21 protein-coding genes are annotated in these 26,267 nt (G+C 51.1%); 20 read left to right on the top strand and 1 reads right to left on the bottom strand.

Annotated features, from left to right (window positions below; genetic code table 11):
• Window positions 1–461 precede the first annotated feature (461 nt).
• The 6 genes from ACTQZS_RS09745 (at window position 462) to ACTQZS_RS09720 (ending at window position 5,347) form a co-directional block, all read left to right on the top strand.
• Entirely contained in the window at window positions 462–1,016 is a 555-nt protein-coding gene (locus tag ACTQZS_RS09745; protein WP_441475630.1) for a hypothetical protein, read from the top strand.
• A 159-nt stretch (window positions 1,017–1,175) separates the two neighbouring features.
• Window positions 1,176–1,529, top strand: coding sequence for a metal-sensing transcriptional repressor (locus ACTQZS_RS09740; protein WP_441475629.1), 354 nt, complete (start codon window positions 1,176–1,178; stop codon window positions 1,527–1,529).
• Window positions 1,530–1,541: 12 nt separating this feature from the next.
• Window positions 1,542–2,201 carry a DUF3786 domain-containing protein gene (locus ACTQZS_RS09735; protein ID WP_441475628.1) on the top strand — a complete coding sequence of 220 codons (660 nt, stop codon included), beginning with the start codon at window positions 1,542–1,544 and terminating at the stop codon, window positions 2,199–2,201.
• Between the two features lie 110 nt (window positions 2,202–2,311).
• Window positions 2,312–3,355: a cobalt transporter CbiM gene (gene cbiM, locus ACTQZS_RS09730; RefSeq protein WP_441475627.1), complete on the top strand. Its 1,044-nt coding sequence runs from the start codon at window positions 2,312–2,314 to the stop codon at window positions 3,353–3,355.
• Window positions 3,356–3,686: 331 nt separating this feature from the next.
• Window positions 3,687–4,499 carry an energy-coupling factor transporter transmembrane component T gene (locus tag ACTQZS_RS09725; RefSeq protein ID WP_441475626.1) on the top strand — a complete coding sequence of 271 codons (813 nt, stop codon included), beginning with the start codon at window positions 3,687–3,689 and terminating at the stop codon, window positions 4,497–4,499.
• 41 nt (window positions 4,500–4,540) lie between these two features.
• Complete coding sequence (locus tag ACTQZS_RS09720; protein WP_441098733.1) at window positions 4,541–5,347, top strand: energy-coupling factor ABC transporter ATP-binding protein; 807 nt, start codon at window positions 4,541–4,543, stop codon at window positions 5,345–5,347.
• A 181-nt stretch (window positions 5,348–5,528) separates the two neighbouring features.
• Here ACTQZS_RS09720 and ACTQZS_RS09715 read toward each other — a convergent pair whose 3' ends face one another.
• Window positions 5,529–6,767, bottom strand: coding sequence for a class I SAM-dependent rRNA methyltransferase (locus ACTQZS_RS09715; RefSeq protein ID WP_441475678.1), 1,239 nt, complete (start codon window positions 6,765–6,767; stop codon window positions 5,529–5,531).
• Between the two features lie 401 nt (window positions 6,768–7,168).
• Here ACTQZS_RS09715 and scfA point away from each other — a divergent pair, with 401 nt between their 5' ends.
• The 14 genes from scfA to ACTQZS_RS09645 all read left to right on the top strand — a co-directional run bounded on the left by scfA (window position 7,169) and on the right by ACTQZS_RS09645 (window position 26,246).
• Window positions 7,169–7,315, top strand: coding sequence for a six-cysteine ranthipeptide SCIFF (gene scfA, locus ACTQZS_RS09710; protein ID WP_441098732.1), 147 nt, complete (start codon window positions 7,169–7,171; stop codon window positions 7,313–7,315).
• A gap of 102 nt (window positions 7,316–7,417) precedes the next feature.
• Window positions 7,418–8,815: a thioether cross-link-forming SCIFF peptide maturase gene (gene scfB, locus ACTQZS_RS09705; protein ID WP_441475625.1), complete on the top strand. Its 1,398-nt coding sequence runs from the start codon at window positions 7,418–7,420 to the stop codon at window positions 8,813–8,815.
• A gap of 28 nt (window positions 8,816–8,843) precedes the next feature.
• Entirely contained in the window at window positions 8,844–11,153 is a 2,310-nt protein-coding gene (secD, locus tag ACTQZS_RS09700; protein WP_441475624.1) for a protein translocase subunit SecD, read from the top strand.
• Window positions 11,154–11,359: 206 nt separating this feature from the next.
• Window positions 11,360–13,102: a single-stranded-DNA-specific exonuclease RecJ gene (recJ, locus tag ACTQZS_RS09695; RefSeq protein WP_441475623.1), complete on the top strand. Its 1,743-nt coding sequence runs from the start codon at window positions 11,360–11,362 to the stop codon at window positions 13,100–13,102.
• A gap of 149 nt (window positions 13,103–13,251) precedes the next feature.
• A complete protein-coding gene (locus ACTQZS_RS09690; protein ID WP_441098728.1) occupies window positions 13,252–13,776 on the top strand; it encodes an adenine phosphoribosyltransferase in 525 nt (174 codons plus the stop codon).
• 105 nt (window positions 13,777–13,881) lie between these two features.
• On the top strand, window positions 13,882–16,236 hold the full coding sequence (locus tag ACTQZS_RS09685) for a RelA/SpoT family protein (protein ID WP_441475622.1): 2,355 nt from the start codon (window positions 13,882–13,884) through the stop codon (window positions 16,234–16,236).
• 33 nt (window positions 16,237–16,269) lie between these two features.
• Window positions 16,270–16,902, top strand: coding sequence for an MBL fold metallo-hydrolase (locus ACTQZS_RS09680; RefSeq protein ID WP_441475621.1), 633 nt, complete (start codon window positions 16,270–16,272; stop codon window positions 16,900–16,902).
• 18 nt (window positions 16,903–16,920) lie between these two features.
• On the top strand, window positions 16,921–18,384 hold the full coding sequence (gene hemZ / locus ACTQZS_RS09675) for a coproporphyrinogen dehydrogenase HemZ (protein WP_441475620.1): 1,464 nt from the start codon (window positions 16,921–16,923) through the stop codon (window positions 18,382–18,384).
• A gap of 9 nt (window positions 18,385–18,393) precedes the next feature.
• Window positions 18,394–19,263 (top strand): HD-GYP domain-containing protein, encoded by an 870-nt coding sequence (locus tag ACTQZS_RS09670; protein ID WP_441475619.1) that lies wholly within the window; start codon window positions 18,394–18,396, stop codon window positions 19,261–19,263.
• The gene (gene hisS / locus ACTQZS_RS09665; protein ID WP_441475618.1) at window positions 19,260–20,510 is read left to right on the top strand and encodes a histidine--tRNA ligase; all 1,251 of its coding nucleotides are present in this window, start codon (window positions 19,260–19,262) and stop codon (window positions 20,508–20,510) included. The genes ACTQZS_RS09670 and hisS overlap by 4 nt, the downstream gene beginning before the upstream one ends.
• A gap of 331 nt (window positions 20,511–20,841) precedes the next feature.
• Window positions 20,842–22,632: an aspartate--tRNA ligase gene (gene aspS, locus ACTQZS_RS09660; protein ID WP_441475617.1), complete on the top strand. Its 1,791-nt coding sequence runs from the start codon at window positions 20,842–20,844 to the stop codon at window positions 22,630–22,632.
• A gap of 197 nt (window positions 22,633–22,829) precedes the next feature.
• Window positions 22,830–23,204 carry a GntR family transcriptional regulator gene (locus tag ACTQZS_RS09655; RefSeq protein ID WP_441475616.1) on the top strand — a complete coding sequence of 125 codons (375 nt, stop codon included), beginning with the start codon at window positions 22,830–22,832 and terminating at the stop codon, window positions 23,202–23,204.
• Entirely contained in the window at window positions 23,201–24,103 is a 903-nt protein-coding gene (locus ACTQZS_RS09650) for an ATP-binding cassette domain-containing protein (protein WP_441475615.1), read from the top strand. The genes ACTQZS_RS09655 and ACTQZS_RS09650 overlap by 4 nt, the downstream gene beginning before the upstream one ends.
• Window positions 24,078–26,246 carry a hypothetical protein gene (locus tag ACTQZS_RS09645; protein WP_441475614.1) on the top strand — a complete coding sequence of 723 codons (2,169 nt, stop codon included), beginning with the start codon at window positions 24,078–24,080 and terminating at the stop codon, window positions 26,244–26,246. Before ACTQZS_RS09650 ends, ACTQZS_RS09645 begins: the two co-directional genes overlap by 26 nt.
• Window positions 26,247–26,267 lie beyond the last annotated feature (21 nt).

Raw genomic sequence — 26,267 nt, 5'->3', positions numbered from 1 at the left:
ATGTTTCAAGATCGGGCAGCCAAAGATAAGCTTAAGATCTGCGCTGAAGGAATATCCGATTCGATATTTCAGGATCGTGTAGCGAAAAATAAATTTTTGCAGTGTAAACTGCCGCAACGAGATAAAACACGCTGCGCGAGTTTTATCTCGCTATCGCGACGCTCGCCGCACACGAATACTTCGCATTCGGCTGCGGCTCACTGTTCGCGTAAATAACCGATTCCCGGGCATGTTCGCCCGGGAATTTTGTTACAGAGATATTAATGGATTTTACGTGTTGTTACGCAAGATCTTGTGGTGACTGCATGCAGATGCCACTACCTGTACATGATGTGACAGAAAAGTAAAAAAGCCTTAAAATAAAGGCTTTTTTTGCTGCGGGAACTGTGATATAATCGGTATCAGTCAGAGAATATAAGGGATTCCCGACTGGTTTTACAGAGGAAAGAGGGAGTATTACAATGAGAGGGGCCAGAAGGAAAGTTACAAAAATATTAATCACTATTGCACTTACATTAAGCATGTTTGGCTGTGCAACAAGCGTATTTGCAGCCGGGCGCGATCTGGTAGGCGGAGGAACGAGCAGAACGGTTGTCCGCAATTCGTCGTCATCGGCATCCGCCGGAAACGTTACTTCTTCTGCAGCGGCCGGTTCAGGCGCAGGAGCATCCGCATCCACGGGCACACAGGCAGCTTCCGGTTCTGCGGGCACGCAGACGGTATCCGGGAATACAGCTGCGGCAGAACAGCAGAATGTGAGTACTGCAGGAGGCAGCGGACAGAGCACCACTCCCGCGGTAACGGTCGCTGCAGGAAATGCGGCGACGGGATATATTGATATCATCACGCCGTTCATGGTATTGTTTGTATGGACATTCCTTCTGTTCTGGGCGCTGACGATCACCCTGATCCATCGTGTCAGAGAGAGAAGAAATGCGGTCTATCACGAGGAATATCTGGAATTTCGGAGAACGATGAGCCAGGATATCGATCTTGGCAGCATTATCACCATTTAAATTTAATATCATCAAACCCTTATCGGAGAGATTCGGATGAGGAAATTTGGATGAAGAAGTCATGCAACGAAAAGAGAGACGGGTCTGCCGCGTGAACCTGAGGATTTCACGGCCGACCCGTTATCTTTTGGGAAGAACATCGGACACAAGGGAGGAAAAATGACGGAGCAGAAGAAAGACACCGTTCTGTCAAATGTCCGGCACACGCATCTGCTGGAGGACGGAACCGAGATCACGCATACACACACGCATACGCATCAGAATACGAAGGCGGTAGTCAATCGTCTTTCCAGGGCAATCGGCCATCTTACCATGGTGAAGAGAATGGTAGAGGAGGGCAGGGACTGCAGCGATGTTCTGATTCAGCTGGCCGCGGTCAAGTCCGCACTGAACAGTACAGGCAAGGTGATTCTGAAGGATCACCTGGAACACTGCATGGTTGATGCCATTGAGAGCGGAGACATGAAGGAAATCGAAGAGCTGAACAGAGCAATTGATCAATTTATCAAGTGAGGATAAATGAAAATGAGTACATTCGACAGAGAGAACGGGACAGATGTCTCCGAAGAGGAACTGTTCAGGCATTATCAGGCTCAATATGCAGAGACGGAGCCTACACATATCGCAAACAGACTCGGACTTCCTTTTGACTATATCTTTGAGCGGTTCAGCGTCTCTTTTATGGGGAAGGAATACTATGTCTCGCATCCCGGCATGAGGATCGAGGCTGCTGATGGAGAGGATCCATACCGGCTCGAAAGCCTTCCTTCCGGGAGAATCCTGATCGGAAGATATCTTCTTCACGCGACAGTGTTTCCGCAGAATGGGGAATTTATGGCATTCCGGGAACTGCCCAGCGGCGAGGTATATGCGCGGCAGTTTGAGGAACGATGCCTGAGCCGTCTTGCCAGACGGTTTGGAAGCCATCTGGATGAATTCGGGGATATTATGGAATATATCGGCGCGGAGCATATTCACGGCGCAGATGAGGCATGGGAATTTGAATTTCTGGACGGACTGTCCATTCGTTTCTTATTCTGGAGAGGGGACGAGGAGTTTGCGCCAACGGCACAGATTCTGTTTTCCAGCAATTTTCCGGCGGCTTTCGGCACCTATGATCTGGCGGAGATCATTGACACCTGCATGGAGGCATTCGAAAATGTTCTTCAATATCTGAAAAAATAACCCCCCACCCAGCTTCTTTTTTACCGGAGCAGGGACTATCATTGTGTGTGAACGGTGATGCAGGTACTGTCCGCACGCCGGAATATGTAGTTGACACGGGGGATTCTTTTATGCACATTCCAGAAAATTATCTAAGTCCACAGACCTGTGCGGTGATGACCGCAGTGATGATTCCGGTCTGGGTACATGCGGTGAAGAAGATCAAGGTGGAGATTCCGAAGACAAAGATGCCTCTGATGGGGGTGGCTGCGGCATTCTCCTTTGTTGCAATGATGTTCAACGTTCCGTTGCCTGGTGGCACGACGGGACATGCGGTAGGGGGAACGCTGATTGCGCTGCTTCTCGGCCCGAATGCGGCCTGTATCTCGGTGACGATCGCTCTGCTGATACAGGCACTGCTTTTCGGTGACGGCGGGATTCTGGCTTTTGGGGCCAACTGCTTCAATATGGCCTTTGTCCTTCCGTATCTCGGATATGCAATTTACAGTCTGATCCGCAGCCGGACCAGTTCCGAAAAGGGAAGGCTTGTGGCTGCAGGAGTCGGAAGCTATATCGGCATCAATGCCGCGGCGTTCTGCGCGGCCGTTGAGTTCGGCATCCAGCCTGCGCTCTTCCACACGGCGTCCGGTCAGGCTCTGTACTGCCCGTACGGACTGAACATCGCAATACCGGCAATGATGCTCGGACATCTCACTATCGCAGGCATTGTCGAGGTGATCTTCACTGTTGCTGTGCTGGCATATGTACTCCGCACTTCACCGGGGATCTTGCCGGACGCGTCACATGAACAGACGGCCAAGAAGGCAGGGGTAAAGCCGCTGGCGATCCTTTTGGCGGCATTGATCTGTGCGGTGCCGCTTGGACTTCTGGCTACGGGAACGGCATGGGGAGAATGGGGCGCCGATGAGATCGCGTCGGTTGTCAGTGGCGGAAAAGCACTCGGCTATACACCGGCCGGAATGACACAGGGCTTCTCCCTGGAGGCGCTGCTGCCGGATTATTCCATCGCTGGGCTTCCGGATGCAGTCGGATACATTCTTTCCGCACTGATCGGAGTGCTTCTTCTGATCATTATTTTCCGAATCATTGCGGCATCGATGAAGGAGACGGTAGACTTTCACAAGAAGAAAGTATCCGGGGCATCCGCGGATTGAGAGAAAATAGAATATCCGGGAATGAGGATCCGCGCGACTTTGTGTCGGATCCTCATTTCTGCTGCCGCACAGTCTTTGGGCGGTGAGCCATATCCGCTCACACAGTGTGAAGGGGCGGAGTGAACGCTGCAGCAGATCGACGAAGCCGGCCACAAGTGGCTGCTGCGAGTGCTGCGAAGCAGCGGAGCAGCTGGCTTAATACAGTATGCAGCACATTTATTGTTTGGGCGTTTGCTGTACAAACGGGACGCGAGGGGTTAAAATGACTGTCAGGCCTGTTCGACGGGATCGGAAGGCCTGACTGACTATAATCAGGAAGTGTGAGTATAATATGACTGCTGAAGAAAATGAAATTCCCGAGTGGCTTACGGCAGAGGAGGATTACGATCCGCCGGAAGACCGGGACAATTTTATCACAAAAACGATGCTGAAGCTGATTGGGGTTCTGTCCAGCGCGCGGGAGGACGGGAAGATCCGGGCGCAGGGAGCAAGCCCGGCGGTAAAAATTATCTACATTCTGTACTTTATCGTTCTGACAGCGCTCTGCACAAACGCATTTTTTCTGTATTGCATGTTGGCTCTTTGCCTTGCGCGGTATTGTTTTCTTCCTGCGAAAAAGCTCGGAAGAATTCTTCGAAGCGGGATAACTGCAGCGCTTCTGAGCATGCTGATCCTTCTCCCAGCGGTATTCCTCGGACAGCCGTCGACCATGCTCACGGTTTCCCTGAAGGTGTTTCTCTCTGTCAGCATGCTGACGTTTCTGTCGGTAACGACTCCCTGGAACCGGCTGACAGGCGCACTCAGAGTCTTCCATGTACCGAACATATTTATCTTCACATTTGACATCACGCTGAAATACATTGTGATACTCGGGGACATGTGCGTGAATATGCTGACCGCAATGAAGCTTCGATCCGTCGGAAGAAACAGGGATAAAAGCAGATCGCTGTCCGGCGTTCTCGGGAGCGTCTTTTTGCGGTCGAGAGAGATGGCGGAGGAGATGTACGGCGCCATGCAGTGCAGAGGATTTGAGGGAGAGTATTATTCTATGAGGAAAAATCTGTTTGCAGGAAGAGACGTGCTGTATATTTTTCTGATGGCGGCAGTGACCGCAGGATTTCTCTTTCTGGAAACAGCAGCCTGAACGATTTATGACAGATACGAAATAAAAAAAGGAACAAATAGATGAATGATACATTATTACAGCTGAAGGATATCTGCTATGCGTACGAGGATCATATTGCGCTGCGGTATATCAATCTTGAAATCCGGAGAGGAGAGACCATCATTCTGGAGGGCGCGAACGGAAGTGGGAAATCCACGCTTCTGAAGCTGATCAATGGTCTTGTTTTTGCAAATGAGGGGAGCTACCTATTCGAGGGAAGAGAAATTTCCGAGGAGAGCCTGAAAAATAATAAATTTGCGAAGTGGTTTCACCAGAAAATCGGCTTTGTCTTTCAAAACTCCGATATACAGCTGTTCTGTTCAAATGTCGAGGAGGAAATCGCTTTCGGACCTCTGCAAATGGGATTGGATGAGGAAGCTGTCAGGCAGCGGGTAGATGATGTGATCCGGCTTCTGGATATCGATAAGCTCAGAGACCGGGCACCCTATCATTTGAGCGGAGGCGAGAAGAAGAAGGTCGCAATCGCCTGTATCCTCTCAATGAATCCGGAGATCCTGGTGCTTGATGAGCCGCTGGCGGGACTGGACCGTCCCGCCCAGGAGTGGCTGATTTCGTTTCTTCTGAAGCTGAAGAAAGCAGGGAAAACGATGATCATCGCGACACATAATGAGGAACTCGCGGAACATCTCGCGGACCGGCATATCTTTTTTAATGAAGAGCATGAAGCCGAAGAGCTTCAGGTGTTTTACCACACACACAGGCACTGCCACGTCCTTCATCCGAAGTCGGAGGAGGAAGAAATGCTTGTGGAGGAGGGAATTGAACATCATACGCACACGGAAGAAGAACTGTCCGGAGATCTGTGATCCGGCGTCGGTTTCAGGATCTGTGCCATTCCTGGCGATAAGCAGGCATCCGGTACATGGTCTGTACCATTCCCAGTGCTTAAGCGGACACCCGGTACGCGGTCTGAGCTGTTACGTGAGCGGAGCAGGCGGAGTACAGGACAGCAGCTCTGCGTTTGAGCCATCCATGCTGAAGGACGCTTTAGTACTCACGAAGTACCTGAAAAATATAAAATTTCAGGTAGTAGGAGTCGTCTTCCGCCCCAAACAGGATCGGATGATCCGGAGCCTGGGTGCGGAATTCAGCCTGGCGGAGACGGACATGAGCATCTCTGGCTGCCTGTGCAATAGTCCGGGCAAAGAGCTCCTGATCCATGAAGTGGGAGCAGGAACAGGTCGCAAGGAATCCGCCGTCCTTTACCAGGCGCATTCCCCGGAGGTTGATTTCGCGGTAGCCCTTTGCGGCAGCCTTGATTGAATTCCTTGATTTTGTGAATGCGGGCGGATCCAGGATTACGACGTCGAACTGCCTGCCTTCTTTTTCGAGCTCCGGAAGGAGATCGAAGACATCGGCAACCTGATAATCAATCCGGTCGGCCAGGCCGTTGATTTCGGCATTTTTTTGCGCCTGTTCGATCGCCGTATCCGACGCGTCAATCGAGATGACATGCTTTGCGCCGGCAGACGCCGCGTTCAGTCCGAAGGAGCCGGTGTGTGTGAAACAGTCGAGAACCTCTGCGTTCCGGCAGATGGGCCAGATGGCTTTACGGTTCAGCTTCTGATCCAGAAAGAATCCGGTCTTCTGGCCGTCGCGAACGTCTACTATATAGCGGATGCCGTTTTCCGTGATGCGGACATTTGTGTCAAAGGGAGCAGAGAGGAAACCTTTGATTCTCGGCAACCCTTCCTTTTCACGCACCCTGGCATCGCTTCGCTCAAAGATGCCGCGGATCCGGATGCCGTCCTCTTTCAGCACTTCGACTAGCGCCTTCAATATGAGATCTTTCAGACGGTCGATACCAAGTGCCAGGGATTCCACAACGAGGATGTCCTCGTATTTATCGACGGTCAGACCGGGCAGACCGTCCGCATCCCCGAAGATGATCCGGCAGCTGGAGGTATCAATCACCTGCTTCCGGTAATTCCACGACGCCCGGACTCTTTCCTTCAGGAGTGCGGGAGTGACCTTCTCGTCCTTTCTCCTTGTAAGCATCCGGATTCGTATCCTTGAAACGGTATTGATAAAACCATAGCCCATAAAATACCCGTCAAAGTCCTGAACGCAGACAATGCCTCCGTTCGTGAAGCTTCCGGCAACGGCGGCAACCTCATTGTCGAATACCCAGAAGCCTCCCTTTTTCAAGGTCCTGCCTTCTCCCTTTTTCAGGGTAACAGATGCGCCTTCTGCCAGATCGCGATCCGATTCTGTATCTATCGTCATGTCAAGTATATTCTCAAGCTGTTGGACTTCTTTGATTTCGCTCATTCTGCCTCCTGTATCTCCGGAAATGAAATATTCTACCGCATGGGAATGCTCTGCCGCCTGGCACAGCTGATTTTGCTTCTGCGTCAATATCCGGGTGCCTTCCATGAACGACCTTCAACTCGCGTGAAATTTTTAAAATGCACCTGAATTTATTCGAATTCTAACATAGGCTATAGTAAATAACAAGCCGTATGAACTGCCCCTTCCATTGAGCGAAGGCTTACCGGAAGGAGACTTGTTAACCCGGATGAACCCGGATGAAGCATAGATAAAAAAACCTTTTAAAACAGTCTTTGCTATGATATAATCAATTGGAAATACCGGAAACAGGTATGCGAATAACGAGGAGGCAGAAAATGAAGCATATTAAAACATTAAATACAAGAAATCTTCAGAACTCAGTTAAAGACGGCGGATGTGGCGAGTGCCAGACATCCTGTCAGTCTGCATGCAAGACATCCTGCACAGTAGGCAATCAGACCTGCGAGCATGCAGCGAAGTAATTTTTGCATAACCGAACAAGTACAATGATGAGGTGTTCCTGTTCCAGCCGGAGCGGGAACACCTTCTTCTTGTAAGACCAGATGAAAGTTAGGAGAGCATTTTTGATACATTTATATAAAAACAACGGATACAATATCTGCCTGGACGTGAACAGCGGATCGGTTCATGTCATTGATGATCTCACCTACGATGTCCTTGAACGGATGGATCAGGGAAAGAGTGCGGATGAGATCCAGCAGGAGCTTTCCGGAAGATATGATACGTCAGATATCTCGGAGGCACTCAGCGAATGTGATATGCTGAAACGCCAGGGGATGCTGTTTTCAGAGGATTCCTACCGGGGAGCCATCGAGCATTTTTCGGAGCGTCCTACTGTAGTGAAGGCTCTGTGCCTTCAGATCGCTCACGACTGTAACCTCGCCTGCCGCTACTGTTTTGCGGATGAAGGCGAATATCACGGAAAGCGCGGACTGATGTCATACGAGGTCGGACGGAAGGCCCTGGATTTTCTGATCCGCAGTTCCGGAAACCGGCACAATCTTGAGGTGGATTTCTTTGGCGGAGAACCGACCATGAACTGGCAGGTGGTCAAGGATCTCGTTGCATATGGCAGATCCAGAGAGAAGGAATGCAACAAGAAGTTCCGGTTCACACTGACCACGAATGGTGTCCTTGTCAATAAAGAAATCATGGATTTCTGTGACCGTGAGATGGGCAATGTGGTAATGTCCGTGGATGGCAGGAAATCGGTTCATGATCACATGCGGCCCTTCCGCGGGGGAAAGGGAAGCTATGATGTCATCATCCCGAAATTCCGGGAATGGGCGGAGAGAAGACATCAGGACAAGTACTATGTAAGAGGGACTTTTACTCATTATAATCTTGACTTTGCGGCGGATGTTCTTTCTCTTGCGGATCTCGGCTTCAAGCAGATTTCGATGGAGCCGGTTGTGGCTCCGCCTTCAGAGGATTACGCGATCCGTGAAGAGGATATTCCGAAGATCTGCGAGCAGTATGATATTCTCGCAAAGGAGATGATCCGGCGCGCGAAGGAGGGAAGAGGCTTCAATTTCTTCCACTTCATGATTGATCTCTCCGGCGGGCCCTGCGTGTACAAGAGGCTCTCAGGCTGCGGATCCGGAGGAGAATATCTGGCGGTTTCCCCTTGGGGAGAACTCTATCCCTGCCATCAGTTCGACGGCAATCCGGACTTTATTCTGGGAAATGTGGATGAGGGAATTATCCGTCCGGATCTTGTACAGGAATTCAAGAAGGTAAATGTATATTCCAAGCCGGAGTGCACGGCATGCTTCTCGAGATTTTACTGTTCCGGCGGCTGCGCGGCGAATTCTTATAATTTTACCGGGGGGATCAACGACGTTTACAGAATCGGCTGCGAGCTTCAGAGAAAGCGGGTAGAGTGCGCACTGATGATCAAGGCCGCTCTTGCGGATGACGAGGGCAACACCGAGATGAAAATAGACGGGAAAGATTTATAAAAGATATTGTAACAAGAGGGAAAAAGAGATGAAAAAGAAACAGAGCGTAGCGGTGCTGATTATCACAGCCGTTCTTACAGTGCTTCTCGGATATACGGTAATATTCGGATGGGGAAGCCACCACACAGGAGCAATGAAGAATATCCGGACCGGACTTGATCTTTCCGGAGGCGTCAGCATCACATATGAGGCGACGGAATCTAATCCGTCCGCGGAGGACATGTCGGACACCATCTACAAACTTCAGCAGAGGGTGACTACATACAGCACCGAGGCGAATGTATATCAGCAGGGACTTAACCGGATCAACGTCGAAATTCCGGGCGTCACAAACGCGAATGAGATTCTGGACGCACTCGGAACACCGGGTTCCCTGACATTCCAGGACGGGAGCGGCAACACGGTGCTCGAGGGTACGGATATCGCGGACGCACAAGGCGTATCCACGACGAATCAAAGTACAGGTGCGAGAGAGTATGTCGTTGAGCTGACGATGACAAGCGCGGGAGCAGAGAAATTCCAGAAGGCAACCGCTGCGAACATTGGCAAGCAGATTTCCATTATCTACGACGGTCAGACGGTAAGCTCGCCGACCGTACAGAATGAGATCAGCGGCGGAAAGGCACAGATCACCGGCATGAGTTCTCTGGAGGAGGCACAGAAGCTTGCGTCCTTCATCCGTATCGGTTCTCTGTCCCTGGAACTGAAGGAGGTTTACTCGAACGTAGTCGGAGCGTCTCTCGGTCAGGAGGCACTGACAACGAGTATTACTGCCGGCATCATCGGACTTCTGCTGGTGGCGCTGTTTATGATCATCATTTTCCGGATGTCGGGTGTGGCGGCCGCCTGGGCTCTGGTCATCTTCACCTTCCTTGACCTCGGCTTCATGAACGCCTTTGATCTGACACTTACGCTGCCTGGTATCGCGGGTCTGATTCTGACCATAGGAATGGCAGTGGACGCGAATGTCATCATTTACACGCGTGTAAGAGAAGAGCTGGCAACCGGTGTAACTCTCTATCGGGCGCTGAAGGCCGGCTTCCACAAGGCGTTTTCCGCAATTTTTGACGGACAGATCACTACTCTGATCGCGGCTGCTGTGCTTTATATTATGGGAACCGGTACGATCCGCGGATTTGCTACGACACTGGCAATCGGAACAATCCTTTCCATGTTCACGGCTCTTGCGATCTCCAGATGGCTGAGCTACGCATTTTACGGGGTCGGAATCCGGAATACGCGCTTCTACGGAACAACGACACACAAGAAAAACTTCCGTTTCGTTGAGAAGAGAGCCGTTACCATGACCATCGGCCTTATCCTGATGATTTCTGTACCGGTCGGCATGATCATGTACAGTGCAAAGGGAAAGCGCGCGATGAATTACAGTCTGGATTTCATCGGCGGAACTGCTACTACGGTTGATTTCGGACAGGAGATGAGTCTGACCGACCTGGACAATGAAGTCGCTCCGGTGGTTTCGAAAGTAACCGGCAACAGCGACGTACAGTTCCAGAAGATATCCGGCAGCAACCAGGTCGTGATCAAGACCACAGAGCTTGATGCCGACGAAAGGCAGGCGCTGAATGATGCCCTTGCCAAGAACTTCAGCACGATCGATGAGTCAAAGATTACAGCGGAGAATATTTCCTCCACGATTTCCGGAGAAATGAGGAGAAATGCTATTCTTGCGGTTATCATTTCCGTTATCTGCATGCTCTTCTATATCTTTGTCCGGTTCCGTGATATCCGTTTCGCATCCAGCGCGGTTCTGGCGCTGTGTCATGATATCCTGGTAGTCGTTGCCTTCTACGTGTGGTCAAGAGCTGCGGTGGGAAGTACATTCATCGCCGTCATGCTTACGATCCTCGGATATTCCATCAACTCGACCATCGTTATCTTTGATCGTGTCCGTGAGAATATCCCGATCATGAGGGGAACCAGCTACAAGGAAATCGTTAACGCGTCCATTACACAGACGCTGACCCGAAGCCTGTACTCCAACATCACAACTCTTATCACCATTGTGGTGCTGTTTATCATGGGAGTAAGCTCGGTGCGTTCGTTTGCGCTTCCGATCATTATCGGTCTGGTAGCCGGCGCGTATTCTTCCATCTTTATCACTGGACCGCTCTGGTACATGATGAAGACCAGGAACGGCAGGAACGATCTTGCACCCGCCGCACAGGGAGCGTCAGGCAGGACCGCAGGAGGAGAGAAGAAGGCATCGGGAGATTCTTCGGATGTTCCCGGGACCGGCAGAAAGAAACATGTCAAAAAGGACAGGAGTGAGCTTTCGAGCGTGAAGCCGAAGAAAGGCAGAAACAGAAAGTTCTGAATAATAAAACTCTGAGAGGACGAGAGCGGTGGCTTCCGTCCGACAGCAGAACAGACGGCAGGCATCCGGACAGGGTCCGGGTGCCTGCCTTATTGTAAGGATTGCGGGAGTGCGAAGCACGGAGCAATCCGTAGCTTATACAGTGTGTGGCACGATGTAACGTATGGCCGTTACTGTACACAAACAATCCCCGAAAGGAAAGAAGAATGGAAGAGAAGTGGGTGGTCGCCGCAAAACGGGCGGATTTTAGCGGTATCGGGAAAAGACTTCATCTGGATCCGGTTATCGTGCGGCTGATTCGTAATCGCGATGTCTTTACGGAAAAGGATGATCCGGAAGTCGCGGATAGAAAAATCCGGAAATATCTGGACGGAAGGCTGTCCGACCTGTATGATCCGTCACGCATGAAGGACATGGAGAGAGGCAGCAGAGTCATCTTTGACGCAATTCGAGACAGGCAGAAGATCCGGATTATCGGAGACTATGACATCGACGGAATCATGTCGTCCTGCATTCTGATCACCGGTCTCAGAAAACTGGGAGCGGATGTGTCCGTGAGAATACCGGACCGTATCCGGAACGGATATGGTCTGAATGAAAGCCTTGTGCGGGACGCTCATGAGGACGGCATTAATCTGATTGTTACCTGTGATAATGGCATCGCCGCGGCAGAACAGATCCGTCTGGCCCATGAACTCGGAATGAAGGCTGTCGTGACGGATCATCATGCCATCCCATTTCGGGAGACGGAGAATGGAGAAACGGAATATCTGCTTCCTCCGGCAGATGCGGTGATCAATCCGCACCGCGCAGATGATTCTTATCCGTTTGACGGTCTCTGCGGAGCAGGAGTTGCATTTAAGCTGATCTGTTACATGTATGATCAGGCAGATATCGCGAACCGTGAGGAGGAGAAGGAGAAACTTCTGGAATTCGCGGCGATTGCAACCGTCGGTGATGTGATGGATCTGACAGATGAGAACCGGATTTTGGTGCGGGAGGGCCTGAAACGTCTGCATCGGACTGCGAATCCGGGTCTCTGTGCACTCGCAGAGCAATGCGGGCTGGAAAAGGAGGAAATCGGAACCTATCACATCGGTTTTATCCTCGGACCATGCCTGAATGCGAGTGGCAGGCTGGACAGCGCCGAACGGGCGCTTCGGATGCTGCTGACAGACAGCCGGAAGGAAGCGGAAGAGCTGGCAGCCGATCTGGTCAGCCTGAATGCCAGCCGAAAGGATATGACGGCAGAGGGACTGGAGACGGCACTCGGGATGGTCGAGAACTCCGATCTGAAGAAGGACCGGGTTCTTGTGGTATATCTTCCGGAATGCCATCAGAGCCTGGCCGGCATCATCGCCGGACGGCTGAGGGAGCATTACTACAGGCCGGCTTTTGTACTTACCGGTACCGATGAGGTCAAAGGATCCGGACGTTCCATTGAAACCTATTCGATGTATGAGGAACTCTGCAGGGTTCGCGATGTATTTACAAAATTCGGCGGGCACCCCATGGCTGCAGGCGTGTCTCTTCCTGCAGAAAAGGTCGGGGAATTCCGCAGAAGAATTAACGAGGTCTGTACCCTCACTCCGGAGCAGCTGACGCCAAAGACGGTCATCGATGTTGCAATGCCGGTTTCCTACATACGGGAGGATCTGATCCGGCAGATGAAAATGCTGGAGCCGTGCGGCAAGGGGAATAGCCGGCCTGTTTTCGCGGAGAGTCAGATGCAAATTCAGTCGCCCAGAGTATTTGGGAAAAACCGGAATGTGTGCAAGATGAAGCTGTCAGACCGGAACGGATACAGGATTGATGCGATCTGGTTCGGTGATGCAGACGAGTTCGTCCGCAACGCATCCGGACGGACGATCTCGGTTACCTATTATCCGGAAATTGATACCTGGCAGGGAAGAAACCGTCTTCAGGTACGTATTTTGTCTTATCGCTGAGGATAATGACTGTTTTGTCTCGTTACAGAAACAGTAACAAGGGTAACGGCGTCTGTACATGAGGGCAGTAAATATTGCGGCGGCAGAAATTTGATGCTATACTGAGGTTTACGGTTACCCGAAGAAGACAGAACAGGAGATAAAACAGGATGAAAGAGTTAAAAGATTATGTAACTACAATTCCGGATTTTCCGGAACCGGGTATTATGTTCAGAGATATCACCAGTATCCTTGACGACGCGGACGGCCTGCAGCTTGCCATTAATACACTTCAGAAGTTTCTTGAAGGATTGGATGTGGATGTAATCGCCGGAACTGAATCCAGGGGATTTATCTTCGGTATGCCGATTGCGTATAACCTGCACAAGCCTTTTGTGCTCATCCGCAAGAAGGGCAAGCTTCCGAGGGAGACAATTTCGGAGACTTACGATCTTGAGTATGGTCAGGCGACGATCGAAATCCATAAGGATTCCATCCGGCCGGGGCAGAAGGTTGTGCTTGTCGATGACCTGATTGCGACCGGCGGCACGATCGAGGCAGCCGCGCATCTGGTTGAGAGACTTGGCGGAGAAGTGGTCAAAATGATTTTTGTCATGGAGCTTGCCGGACTTAAGGGAAGAGAGCGCCTGTCAAAGTATGATATTGATTCTGCCATTATTTATGAAGGAAAATAATTTCCGCGGCTGATTTTTGTTTACAGGAGCTTTGCGATAGCGGGGGAAACGTGTGAAAGGCATTTTGCCCCGCTTTTCCGGTATGCGGGGTCTGGAGAACATCATATGGAGAACACGCAGAAATTAAATCCGATCGATAGAGAGAAGCTGCGCAGGGAAGATGAAAAGCTGAAGAAGGATGTGGCAGAGGTTGATGCAAGCCTCAAGACCATGGAAGATTTCTCGTCTCCGGAAAAGCTCTATGAGGAACTGGTCCGGAGCGTCAAAAAATACCATCCTTCTACGGATCTGTCCATGATTGAGAAGGCATACAAGGTTGCGTCGGATGCTCATAAGGATCAGAAGAGAAAATCCGGCGAGCCGTACATCATTCATCCCCTTTGCGTTGGCATCATTCTTGCGGATCTTGAACTGGATAAGGAGTCCATCGCCGCAGGGCTGCTTCATGATGTTGTTGAGGATACAGTGCTTACCAAGGAACAGGTCGCCGAACTTTTCGGCGATGAAGTTGCACTGATCGTAGACGGCGTGACGAAGCTCGGTCAGCTGAGCTATTCGGCTGACAAGGTGGAGGAGCAGGCAGAGAATCTGCGCAAGATGTTTCTGGCTATGGCGAAGGATATCCGCGTCATCATGGTCAAGCTGGCGGACCGCCTGCATAACATGCGGACACTGCAGTATATGCGGCCTGAGAAGCAGCTGGAAAAGGCCAGAGAGACGATCGATATCTATTCTCCCATCGCGCAGAGACTCGGTCTTGCGAAAATCAAGAATGAGCTGGATGACCTCTCTCTGAAATATCTGGAGCCGGAGGCATACTATGATCTGGTGCACCAGATTAATCAGAAGAAATCCGAGCGTGAAGCCTTCGTTGAGGAAATCGTCGAGGAAGTAAGAGTTCAGATTGAAGATGCCGGAATTGAGGCACAGATTTACGGAAGAGCCAAGCATTTCTTCAGCATCTACAAGAAAATGGTCAATCAGCACAAGACGCTGGATCAGATCTACGATCTGTTTGCGGTCCGCATCATTGTGGAGACGGTGAAGGACTGTTATGCTGCTCTCGGGGTCATTCATGAGATGTATACCCCGGTTCCCGGACGCTTCAAGGATTATATTGCCATGCCGAAGCCGAATATGTATCAGTCTCTTCATACGACGCTGATCGGACCGAACGGAACCCCGTTTGAGATACAGATCCGGACCTTCGAGATGCACCGGGTGGCGGAGTATGGTATCGCTGCGCACTGGAAATATAAGGAGGCATCGGACGGCAAGACGCCGGGGCCTGAGCAGGAAGAGGAGAAACTGAACTGGCTGCGTCAGATTCTGGAATGGCAGCAGGACTTGTCGGACAACAGAGAGTTCATGAGCCTTCTGAAAAGTGATCTGAATTTGTTCAATGAAAACGTCTATGTGTTCTCACCGGCCGGCGATGTGAAGACACTGCCGGCGGGGTCGTGTACCATTGACTTTGCCTATTCGGTACATTCCGCGGTCGGGAACCGGATGGTCGGTGCCAGAGTGAATGGTAAGCTTGTTCCCATCGAGACCGAGCTTCATAACGGCGACCGTGTCGAGATCATAACCTCGCAGAACTCAAAGGGACCAAGCCGAGACTGGCTGAAGGTCGTGAAGAGCACACAGGCGAAGAACCGCATCAACAAATGGTTCCGGGAAGAGAAGAAGGAAGACAATATTCTCCGCGGGAAGGAACTTCTGACCAGTTATGCCCATTCGAAGGGGCGGACGATCAGCGATCTTCTGAAGCCGGCTTACATCGAAAAGGTGATGCACAAGTATGGCTTTCAGGATTGGGATTCCGTTCTGGCGGCGATCGGACATGGCGGCCTGAAGGAAGGCCAGGTCATGAACAAGCTGGTTGAGTGCATGGAGCGGGACCGCAAGATGCAGATGACCGATCAGGATGTTCTGGACGCGGCCGCGGCGAACGCGCAGTCTCAGGATAAGGCAGGTGTGAATGATCCTGAGGTTCTGAAGCACAAGGGCGGGATAACTGTACGGGGCATTCATGACGTCGCGGTGCGTTTTTCCAAGTGCTGCAGCCCGATTCCGGGAGACGAAATCGTCGGATTTGTAACGCGGGGCCGGGGGATTACCATCCACAGGACAGACTGCATCAACATCATGAACCTCCCGGAGGCGGAACGAAGCAGGCTGATCGAAGCGGAATGGGCACCGGAGCAGGACAAGGGAGAGTCTTATTCTGTCAGCATCGTGCTTTACGCGAACAACCGCACGGGACTTCTGGTTGATATCTCCAAGATTTTTACCGAACGCGACATCGATGTATCGGCGATGAATGTGCGGACGAGCAAGCAGGGCACGGCTACTATCGATATGACCTTCCATGTGAGAAGCACAAATGAGCTGCGTGATCTTACCGAGAAGCTTCGTCAGATACCAAATGTTCTGGATGTAGAGCGGCAGAAGGGATGAAAATCTTATTTTATACAGAGCAGGAGAAGATTTATGTCTGAGATGGAAGTACAGAGCATGGTTCTCGGCATGGTCCAGACCAATGTATATCTGGTGAAAAACAAGAAAACCGGCGAACTTCTGGTGGTGGATCCTGCGGACAGCCCGGACCGGATCGCCCGGAAAATCGGAGAGATGGACGGGAAGCCGGCGGCTATTCTGCTGACACACGGCCATTTTGATCACATCGGCGCCTGTGCGGCGCTTCGTGCAAAATATGGAATCATGGTGTATGCGGAGGAGCATGAGAGAGAGGTTCTGACGGATCCGACGAAGAATCTGTCTGCCTCCTGGGCCTCTCCGGTAACGGCTGAAGCGGATCGTTATGTGAAGGACGGAGACATTTTGCGGCTCGCAGGTTTTGAGATTCACGTATATCACACCCCGGGACATACCAAAGGGAGCTGCTGTTATTATTTTCCAGAGGAGAAAGCGCTGTTCAGCGGCGATACTCTGTTTTGTGAATCCTACGGAAGAACAGACCTTCCGACCGGAAGCAGCCATGATATGGAGGAAAGCGTTCGACGCATTTTGAGAGAAATTCCGCCGGATACCGCCGTGTATACCGGCCATGAGATGTTTACGACGATTGCCCGTGAACGGAAGTATAATCCGCTCGCCCGGTGACCGGAAATGAGGTGAAAGGTGCCTGCCAGATTTACGCTGCAATTCAATCAACGAGTATATGAATACGATGTCTACAACCTGATCAGGGCATTTTTTCCCTTATCGGAGATTACAATATGGTACGAGGGAGAGGAGCGTCCCGAGGGGGATTTTGACGAGGATTTTGTGATCACCTATTACAGAACGTACGTCTCCTTTTCCTATGGCTCGAGGCGGGAGGAATGTTCCCTTTCGGATCCGGATGACAGGATTCATACGAAGAATGAGCTGAAGCAGCTTATCTACAGGACTTTATCGGACGCAACCGGGATTACGCTGCCGTGGGGGGATCTTACGGGCATACGCCCGACAAAGATCGCGATGAAGCTCCTGGAGGAGGGCCGGACCGATGAGGAAATCAGCCGCGAAATGCGGGAGAATTACTTCACATCGGACAGTAAGATCCGGCTATCTCTTTCTGTGATACACAGAGAGAAGGATATCCTCGACCGGATGCACCTCAAGAAGGGCTACAGCCTTTATGTGGGCATTCCTTTCTGTCCGACCATCTGTCTGTATTGTTCGTTCGGCTCGCACCGGCTGGATCTCTGCCGGAAAATGGAGGAGCCGTATTTTCATGCCATGTACCGGGAGCTGGCATTTATTGCTGACGAGATGAGAGATTTTACCCTGGACACGGTCTATATCGGCGGCGGCACGCCGACCTCGGTCTCGGCGGAGCGTCTTGATGAGCTGCTGTCGGTTCTCGACCGGGAGTTTGATCTGCATCACCTGGCAGAATTTACCGTGGAGGCAGGACGTCCGGATACGATCACGGAGGATAAGCTCCGCGTGCTTCAAAAATATCCGGTGAGCCGCATTTCCATCAATCCGCAGACCATGAATCAGAAGACGCTGGATCTGATCGGCAGGAAACACACGGTAGAAGAGACAATCGAGAAGTTCCGGCTCGCGCGCAGAATGGGATTTGACAATATCAATATGGACCTGATCGTCGGTCTTCCCGGGGAGGGAGCAGACGAGGTGAGCCACACGCTGAAGGAGATCCGGAAACTGGATCCCGACAGCCTCACGATACATTCGCTTGCGCTGAAACGCGCGACGCGGCTGAATCTCTTCAAGGAGGAGTATGAACCAATCTCCTTCCGCAATTCCACGGAAATTATGAACCGCACGCAGGCCTGCGCAGAAGAGATGGGAATGAGCCCCTATTATTTGTACCGCTACAAGAATATGGCGGGAAATTTCGAAAATGTCGGATATGCCAAGCCCGGCAAGGCGGGGATCTACAACATTCTGATCATGGAAGAAAAACAGAGTATTCTGGCAGCCGGTTCCGGAGCCTCCACAAAATTTGTTTTTGAGGATGGAAATCGGATTGAGCGCGCCGAAAATGTAAAGGATCTTCAGAATTATACAGAGCGTATCGAGGAGATGTGCCGGCGCAAGAAAATTGGGATTGATTCTTATCTGAGGCAGTGAATACAAGGTATGAAGAAGAAAGACAGCAAATCCGGTGAAGTGAAGGACGGAAAAAAGGGGAAAGAGAAGAATCCAAAGAAGAAGCATAAGACGCGAGACGGACAGAAAACGTCAGACACTCATAATAAGACGCGGGACGGACAGAAAACGTCAGGCAGGCACAAGGCGCATGACGGGCAGAAAACGTCAGACCGGGACAAGACGAAGAACGGGAAGAAAAAAGCGGACATAAAGGTGCTGAACGGGCCGAAACGATCCAAGACACAGAACAAGATTTCCGCCTATCACAATACCCGTCATCTGTTTGGCGCGAACATGTCTGAACAGCTGGAACACGGAGAAAATGTCAGCAGTCTTGCGTATGAGGTCGGCCGTGAGCTTGGACTGTCTGATAGGGAGTGTGAAGATCTGATCATCGCGGGATTTTTCCACGATATCGGAAAAGCTCAGATCTCGAACGAGGCGCAGGGAAGGGATTGTATGCTGGTGGAGGAGATGAATTCTGTCCGGCAGCACCCGAAGGCTGGATACGAAATACTGAAGCGCCACGGCTTCTCAGAGGAGATCTGCAGGGAAGTCCTGTACCACCATGAGAATATGGACGGCAGCGGCTATCCGGAGAGCTTGGAGGGGTCCAATATCCCGCTGGGGGCTTGCATTCTCCGTGTCTGTGATGTATTCTGTGCATTGATTCAGGATCGTCCTTATCGGAGTGCGTTTCCGCCCGAAACCGCTATGAAAATGATGATTGAAGAAGTGGAAAAGTATAATCTGAAAGTTTTTCTGGCATTCCAGCGGGTTCTGCACAGGAGTCCGGACGGCAGCATTGCCTTGCCTGAGGTACGGCCGGAAGTGAGAGGAGTTTGGAAGAAATTATGAAGCTTACAAAAAAACCTGTGACAGGAATGAAGGATATTCTCCCCCGGGAGATGGAAATCCGCAATTATGTGATTGGTCTGATCAACGACACCTATTCCAGATTCGGCTTCACGCCGATCGAAACTCCCTGTGTGGAGCATATTGAGAATCTGAACAGCAAGCAGGGCGGAGAGAATGAGAAGCTGATCTTCAAGATCTTGAAGAGAGGTGAGAAACTGAAGCTGGCAGAGGCGGAATCTGAGGCGGATCTCGTGGACAGCGGACTCAGATATGATCTGACATTGCCGCTTTCCCGTTTTTATGCCAACAACGCGAATGAACTTCCGAGCCCTTTCAAAGCGCTTCAGACCGGAAACGTGTTCCGGGCTGACCGCCCTCAGAGAGGAAGGTTCCGTCAGTTCAGACAGTGTGACATTGACATCCTCGGTGAATCCTCGAATCTTGCTGAGATCGAGCTTATTCTTGCCACGACCACACTGCTCGGGAAACTGGATTTCCGGAACTTTACGATCCGCATCAATGACCGCCGCATTCTGAAAGCAATGGCAGCGTACAGCGGTTTTCCGGAAGGATCTTACGACGAGGTCTTCATTATCCTTGACAAGATGGACAAGATCGGGATGGACGGAGTGGAGAAGGAACTTCTGGAATCCGGATACGAAAAAGAATCCGTGGACAAATATCTGGAGCTGTTCCGCATCATCACTCCGGACGCCGCAGGGGTGAAGACGGCAAAGGAAAAGCTGACGGGCTTCCTGGACCCGGAATACGCGGACGGTCTGATCACCATTATGAACAGCGTCGACGCGGTCAAAACCGCTGATTTCCGCATGAAATTTGACCCGACACTTGTGCGGGGTATGTCCTACTATACAGGTCCGATCTTTGAGATCTCAATGGATGAATTCGGCAGCTCCGTCGGAGGCGGCGGAAGGTATGATGAGATGGTCGGAAAGTTCATCGGACAGCCGGTACCCGCTGTTGGTTTTTCCATCGGCTTTGAGCGGATCGTCATGCTGCTCCTGGAACGTGGATATCAGGTTCCGGGAACTGCTGTGAAGAAGGCGTACCTCATCGAGAAAAAATGCTCCGGAGAGAAGATTCAGGAGACAGTCCGCAGAGCCATGCAGGAAAGAGCAGAAGGCAAGACCGTGAATCTTCTGGTCATGAAGAAAAATAAAAAATTCCAGAAAGAACAGCTGACGGCAGAAGGATACACAGAAATAGAAGAGATTTATACTGTATAAGCTCTTCGAAAACGCAGACAGGATCGTCACACGCGAAGCGTGTGAAAGAGACTGTATGCGATTTCGAAGGCAACAGGTATGAGGATGAAGCGCGAAGGCGCGAAATCCGAATACCTGTAGGATTGCGGGAGTGCGAAGCACGGAGCAATCCGTAGCTTATACAGTTATTAAATAAGCTCTTCGAAAACGCAGACAGGATCGTCACGCGCAGAGCGTGTGTAAGAGACTGTATGCGATTTCGAAGGCAACAGGTATGAGCGTGAAGCCGTGTGAAACACGGCGAAAACGCGAATAGAATCTGATATAAAAGAAAATAAGGAGACAATTAACCATGGCGGAAAGTATGAAGGGAATGAAACGGACCTGCAGAGCTGCGGAGGTCACTGCTGATATGATCGGCAGCGAAGTGACTCTGATGGGCTGGGTACAGAAGAGCCGCAACAAGGGCGGTATTATTTTCGTGGACCTCAGAGATCGTTCCGGAATCATGCAGCTGATTTTTGACAGTAAGGAGACCGAGGAGGAGTGCTTCAGCAAGGCGACAAAGCTCCGGTCGGAATTTGTAATTGCGGTAAGGGGAACCGTCCGGAAACGTGAGGGAGCGGTGAATGAGAAGCTTGCGACCGGATCGATGGAGGTTCTCGTCAATTACCTGAGAATTCTGGCAGAGTCCGAGACACCGCCATTTCCGATCGAGGAGAACAGCAAGACGAAGGATGAAATCCGTCTTGCTCATCGCTACCTTGACCTCCGTCGTCCGGATCTCCAGAGAAATATGAAGCTTCGTTCCGATGTGGCTTATTATACACGTGAGTTTTTCCACGATGAGGGATTCATGGAGATCGAGACGCCTATGCTTGGCAAGAGTACCCCTGAGGGTGCCCGTGACTATCTCGTTCCGAGCCGGATTCACCCCGGAAGTTTCTATGCGCTGCCGCAGTCTCCGCAGCTGTTTAAGCAGCTTCTGATGTGCTCGGGGTATGACCGGTATATTCAGCTCGCCAGATGCTTCCGGGATGAGGATCTTCGTGCGGACCGCCAGCCGGAGTTCACACAGATCGATATGGAGCTGTCCTTCGTAGATGTGGATGATGTCATCGATGTCAACGAGAGATATCTGAAATACCTGTTCAAGAAGACGCTGAACGTTGATGTTCCCACGCCGATCCCGAGAATGACCTGGATTGAGGCGATGAACCGTTTTGGGTCAGATAAGCCGGATGTCCGCTTCGGCCTGGAACTGGTAGATGTATCAGAGGTTGTAAAGGACTTTGACTTTGCGGTATTTAAAAACGCTCTGTCGTTGAAGGATGGTTCGGTTCGCGGCATCAATGTCAAGGGACAGGGCAACATGGGCCGCAAGCAGATCGACAAGCTGGCCGAGATGGCAAAGGGCATGGGTGCAGGCGGTTTGGCATATATTCAGCTGAAGGACGATGGAACCGTGAAGTCCTCCTTTGCGAAATTTATGACGGAAGATCAGGAAGCTGCCCTGATTGAAGCAATGAAGGGTGAAAAGGGTGACCTTCTGCTCTTTGCGGCGGACCGCAACAAGATTGTGTGGAATGTGCTTGGACAGCTTCGCCTGCATTTCCGTGATGAGCTGGGGCTCACCAGGAAGGATGATTTCCGTTTCCTGTGGATTGTTGAATTCCCGCTTCTGGAGTGGTCTGATGAAGAGAACCGCTTTATGGCGATGCACCATCCCTTTACCATGCCGATGGAGGAGGATTGGGACAAGATCGATTCCGATCCGGGTTCCGTCCGCGCGAAGGCGTATGATATCACGCTGAACGGCAATGAGATCGGCGGAGGCTCCGTCCGGATTCACCAGAACGACATTCAGGAAAAGATGTTCGAGGTTCTCGGCTTCACGAAAGAACGCGCATGGGAGAATTTCAAGTTCCTGCTTACTGCGTTCAAGTACGGAGTTCCGCCGCATGCAGGTCTGGCATACGGACTTGACCGTCTCGTCATGCTGATGGCGCAGGCGGATACCATCCGCGATGTTATTGCGTTCCCGAAGGTTAAGGACGCATCCGATCTCATGACTGAGGCACCTTCCAGAGTGGATCAGAAGCAGTTGGATGAGCTGGGACTGGAGATTCCCGCGGAAGAATAACCGACGGGAAGCCGGGCATTGGCTCTGGCAGATACCCGCCCTGAACCGCTCATATCATTGAACAGTCATAGACCGCTGGATTCGCACCGGCTGCAAACCGGAGCCGGACCAGCGGCCTTTTTCTTGACATTGAGTGTACTGTGTTATATAGTACACCGTATACAGGGATCTTTTCTGAGGCGGAAGGAGGGAAAGCTTTGATTGCGATTGACTACCAGGATCGGCGTCCGATCTATGAGCAGATCGCGGATTACTACGAGATGCTGATTATTAAGGGCGTTCTGGCGCCGGATGAGAAGATTTCTTCCGTGCGGCAGCTGGCGCAGGAGTTGTCGATTAACCCGAATACAATTCAGAAAGCCTATGCGGTGCTGGAGAAAGAGGGTTACATTTACACGGTGAAGGGACGAGGAAACTTCGTTTCCGGCAATCCGTCTTCTCTGGCGGAGCAAAAACAAAATATCTGGAAGGACAAGATGAAGGAATGTCTGAAGGAAGGCAGAGAACTTGGGGTCGACCGGGAAGGCTGTACCCGGCTTGTCGATGAAATCTTTGGAGGGGGACAGGAATGATCGAGTTAATAAATGTGTCAAAGAAGTTCCAGGACGTTCAGGCTCTCCAGGAGGTTACGTCCGCTATTAATGAGGGAGAGGTCTTCGGACTGGTAGGAACGAACGGTTCAGGCAAGAGTACTCTGCTTCGCATGATCGCCGGAGTGCTGAAGCAGGATACAGGAGAAATCCTTATTGACGGTATTCCGGTGTGGGACAATCCGGCGGCAAAGGCTGATATCTGCTTTATTCCGGATCTCAGCTACTTCCCGGTGAATGCAACGCCGGTCACAATGACCAGCATCTGGAAAACCATTTATCCGGATTTTCAGGAAAAGCGGTTCCTGGAGCTTCTCAGCAAAATCGGAATGGACAAGAAACGCAGAATCAACGCATTTTCCAAAGGGATGAAGAAGCAGCTGTCTCTGTTTCTCGGTATCTGTTCCGGTACAAAATACCTTCTCTGCGACGAGACCTTCGACGGGATGGATCCTGTCGTCCGTCAGGCAGTCAAGGGACTTCTGGCTTCGGAGATTCTGGACCGGGAATTTGTCCCCGTGATTGCCTCGCATAATCTTCGGGAGATGGAAGACATCTGCGACCATGTAGGACTTTTACATCATGGAAAGCTTCTCCTGTCCAGTGCCCTCGATGACATGAAATTCAACATGCAGAAGGTGCAGGTTGTCCTGAGGGATCCTTTGATGGAAGAAGAGCTGAAATCACGTCTCGATGTGATTCTGAGTGAGAAGAGAGGCTCAATTCTCACGATTGTTGCCAGAGGATCTTACCAGAATGTCATGGATATCATTGAAAGAATGAATCCGATCTTCGCGGAGAATCTGCCGCTGACACTGGAGGAGATCTTTATTACAGAAACGGAGGTGGCCGGATATGATGTTCGAAGCATTCATTCATAAACAGAAATCCATGCGGGCGTCTGCCGGGAGAAGAAATCCCGATCGGAAAATCAGCCTCGTTCGGTTTATACGGCAGGAGATCAGCCTCTCTTACTGGCTCCCGGTGCTGATCTCTGTGATTGCGTTTTTTGAATATCCGATGCGTCTGTATCTGGTTCTGAACATCAACAATCTATATGCCGAGAAAGGGAAAAACTATGCGGAGATGATCCGTTCCCTCCGGATAAAGGCACTTGAGTCAAGCCTTGGATCGGGTGACATTCCTACGATTCTTTCCGTCAGTGTCGCCGCACTTCTGTGCGCCTGCACGATGTTTTATTATCTGGATTCAAAGGAGAGAACTGATTTCTATCACAGCCTCGCGCTTACCCGCAATGAGCTGTATTGTGTGAAGTTTGCGGCAGGATGGCTTGCGGCGGCAGTCCCATATCTCGTAAATGTGTTCGGCGGATATTTCCTGTTCGGGGGAGTCTACGGGCTTCTGACCCGGGATACGCTCCGGACGGTGGCGGGATCGTCGCTGTTCTTCCTCTTGGCGTTTTCTGCAATTTACGGGGTCTGTATCCTCGCGATGATTCTGACCGGAAGACTTCTGACCGGACTTCTGACGGGAATATTTTTTCTGGGATACGGGCCGACATGCTTCTATCTGATCAGTTCGCTGATTCTGGAAAAGTTCGTGACATACAGCAGCTATACAGATAGAGGCGGCAATGTGATCTGGCTTCTGTCCCCGTTCTCACTGATGTGGATGAGAAGTGACAGACTGTCCTCTCTTTTCGGAACGCTGCTTCCGGATCGGGTACATTCTCTGCTTCTTCCGGGGCTTTTCCTGACGGGATACTTCATTTTTTCAGTCATACTCGGATTGCTTCTGTACAGAAGGAGACGTTCGGAGGCAGCGGAAAATTCTCTCTGCTACCATGGCTTTGGGGCATGTGTAAAGCTTCTGGTAAGCGTTCCGGGCGGAATCGTGTTTGGAGCGCTGCTCTCGAGAAGCACGGACAGCAGCAGCGTGAGCTGGGTTGTGTTCTCTGTGATCGGAGTCTTTCTGATCAATGGCATCATCGAATTTATCTACAGCAGAGATCTGAAGAGTATCCCGAGACACTGGGTCTCCCTTGCCGCGGAGTTTGCCGGAACAGCCCTGCTTCTCGCACTCATGATCGTAAATCCCTTTGGATATGACAGCTGGCTTCCGGAAACAGATCAGATCCTGTCGATGTCAATGATCCCATGCAGTGACGGAATCCGTATTCTTGGTGAGTACAGCTATTGGGATATGAGTCAGAATGCCACAGCCATGCTGAAGAAAACGGAGACCGGAGATTTTATGTCCATCTATACGCTGGCGGAAGAAGGCGTGAAAAATGCGGAACAGGCAGGTGAGACAGAGTATGTTCCAAATATCTGTGTCATGTTCCATATGAAAAACGGCGGCGTTGTATACCGGCAGTATCAGGTGTCGGATGAGGCACTCCGGAAGGCAGAGAACGTGCTTTCGGCGGATTTTTCCTGGAGGAAGAATAATTATCCTGCCAATTATGTGGATCCGTCCGCGATTGAAAGCGTTGAAATCTGTCCGTGGGAGATCGCGAAAGGCCCGGGGACGACACCGGATCTGTCCCAGGAGGAAATCCATGACCTGATGCAGGCGTTGAGAGACGATTCCAACGCAGCGGATCTCACGGCGATTCAAAAGCAAGAGCCTGTGGGTACCCTTTTGTTCACGCCGAAGGACTGGTCCGATGGGATTTCCATGGATGGCAGACAGATGGATGTATATGAGCTGTATCTCTATCCGGAATACGGCAGGACATTGAAATTTCTGAAGAATCACGGCATCAATCTGTTGAAAGGTTCATCTGGAGACGAGACAGAAATTAGCACGGACATCCTGTCCGTCGATGTACAGAGCGGAGAGAACAGTTATCTGCTGACGGATCCTGATGAAATTTCAGATTTTCTTCAGCATGTCACACAGATCCGCGGTTATTATACGGACGCAGAGGACGACTCCTGGTGGTACATGTCGGCCGCCTATCAGAGCGAGCAGTACGAAAGAACCGTCTACTTTACTCCGGACGATGAAGCTTTGAAGATTCTGGAAGGGAATAAAGTATCGGATCAGGAGACTCAATAAACCGGTAATTCTGCAGCTCAG

The organism is Bilifractor sp. LCP19S3_H10, from assembly GCF_052119185.1.
In the GTDB taxonomy this organism is placed as follows: Bacteria; Bacillota; Clostridia; order Lachnospirales; family Lachnospiraceae; genus Bilifractor.
This window is presented reverse-complemented; position numbering and strand designations above follow the sequence as displayed.